Genomic DNA, 783 nt, shown 5'->3' with positions numbered 1-783 from the left:
GTTGAATATTCTGGAGGTAATATAACACATTGGTCATTTCTAGATGATGAGGATCATAATCATAAAAATATTTATGTACAAAGATTATGTGGAAGGTTGTTTTTAATAACGGACAATGATAACGCTGGATTCAATAAAAATGGAAAGCTGTCGAAAAAAGCTCAAAGATTTATCCAGCTTCAAGGAAATTTAAAGGAGCGTTTTTATTGCTTAAAGAGTAGAGAAATTGAAAATCTATTACAGCCGAAGGTGATATCCTCTGTACTTTTTGATTTTGAGGGTAAAGAAATCGACTTCTTAAAGACAACAATTGATGACTATAGAAATGATTATTTGGGTAGATATTTGGAAGACAATATTCAGGGTTTGAAAAAAAAATATTCAGCAGATTCTGGAACCATTTTAAATAAAATTGAATTTGCAAAAAAAGCAGTGTCGTATATTTCTACTATTGAAGATTTGTCGGAAGAAGCTAGGACTTTAGGTGAACTGCTTTATAATTTTATCAAAAATCAAAATAGATAAATTGATAAACGATGTATATAAAATTGCATTCTTGGATGAATTGTATAGTTTCCTATAGTCTTCTTGATTTATTTATTCAAGTTATCAGGTTAATAGTACTGAATGGTTACAAGCATGTTAGTATAATATATCACATCTGAACCGTTCTAAAATAGGTTTTATAGGACAAACAATAGTGCGAAAATTGTCGCCTGCCAAAATGATGCCTAACGCTCTGCCGTCATCACTGTCGGCTCCCCCTGTTTTAGTGCCAGTATC

Annotated in this window: 1 protein-coding gene; it reads left to right on the top strand. The window is 31.5% G+C overall.

The genetic code is table 11. The annotated features are described in order from the left end of the window. A partial coding sequence (locus A4R26_RS34895) for a hypothetical protein (protein WP_207625729.1) occupies positions 1-525 on the top strand: 525 nt, incomplete at its 5' end. Positions 526-783: the final 258 nt, after the last annotated feature.

It is taken from the genome of Niastella populi (genome assembly GCF_002078015.1).
Lineage (GTDB): Bacteria > Bacteroidota > Bacteroidia > Chitinophagales > Chitinophagaceae > Niastella > Niastella populi.
The sequence above is the reverse complement of the archived record's forward strand: the minus strand, read 5'-3'. Positions and strand labels throughout refer to the sequence as shown.